This window comes from Streptococcus sp. 1343, assembly GCF_013277355.1.
GTDB classification, from domain to species: Bacteria; Bacillota; Bacilli; order Lactobacillales; family Streptococcaceae; genus Streptococcus; species Streptococcus pseudopneumoniae.
Genome location: NZ_VMMT01000116.1, coordinates 1 through 1,097, shown reverse-complemented (window position 1 = coordinate 1,097; position 1,097 = coordinate 1). Strand labels below are relative to the sequence as shown.

Genomic DNA, 1,097 nt, shown 5'->3' with positions numbered 1-1,097 from the left:
GCCACACATACGGATCCACCAGCCAAAGATACGGTTGGTAAAGAGTTCTTTTTTGGCCATAAAGATAAATTGTTTTGGTTTGGTCGCAAAGGCCATGTAAACAGGATCCCACCAGGTGCGGTGAGGCGCAACCAGAATATAATTTTCATCTTTATTAGGAATTTTATCAGTATTATGATAGTGGGCATTGCCATTGATGGACCATAGGAGCAAGACAACCAATCCACGTAAATAAGTATAAAACATGCGATCTCCTTCGATTGTTTTCTTGTTATTATTATACCTTATCAAAGGAGGGCTGGCAAACTTTTCCCTTGACCAGGTTCATATTTGGGATGAGATTAGAATTCTTTTAGAAAAAATGATATGATAGAATTTATGGATAAAAATAAGATTATGGGATTAACCCAAAGAGAAGTCGAGGAAAGACAGGATAAGGGCTTGGTCAATGATTTTACTGCTTCGGCCAGTACCAGCACTTGGCAAATCATCAAACGAAATGTCTTTACCCTTTTTAACGCTTTGAACTTTGTCATTGCTTTGGCACTAGCCTTTGTGCAGGCTTGGAGCAATCTGGTCTTTTTTGCTGTTATCTGCTTTAACGCTTTTTCTGGGATCGTGACCGAGCTACGCGCCAAACACATGGTGGATAAGCTCAATCTCATGACCAAGGAAAAGGTCAAGACTATTCGTGATGGCCAAGAAGTGGCTCTGAATCCTGAAGAATTGGTGTTAGGAGATGTCATTCGTCTGTCTGCTGGAGAGCAGATTCCCAGTGATGCCTTAGTTTTGGAAGGCTTTGCGGAAGTCAATGAAGCCATGTTGACGGGGGAAAGTGATTTGGTACAAAAGGAAGTGGATGCCTTGCTTTTGTCAGGAAGTTTCTTAGCCAGTGGGGCAGTTTCAGCTCAAGTTCACCATGTTGGATCTGAGAACTATGCTGCCAAACTCATGCTGGAAGCCAAGACCGTTAAACCCATCAACTCTCGTATCATGAAATCGCTGGACAAGCTAGCTGGTTTTACTGGGAAGATTATCATTCCTTTTGGTCTAGCTCTCTTGCTAGAAGCCTTGCTTTTAAAAGGCCTGCCTCTCAA

The 1,097-nt window shown here is 42.3% G+C and carries 1 protein-coding gene and 1 pseudogene; one reads left to right on the top strand and one right to left on the bottom strand.

Annotation, left to right across the window (positions count from 1 at the left end):
• Window positions 1-246, bottom strand: a 246-nt coding sequence (locus tag HT709_RS11535) for a 1-acyl-sn-glycerol-3-phosphate acyltransferase (protein ID WP_172925794.1), incomplete at its 3' end; no start/stop codon positions are given.
• Window positions 247-378: 132 nt separating this feature from the next.
• On the opposite strand from HT709_RS11535, the pseudogene HT709_RS11530 reads away from it, so the two are divergent.
• Window positions 379-1,097, top strand: a pseudogene (locus tag HT709_RS11530) (ATPase); the annotation flags it as partial.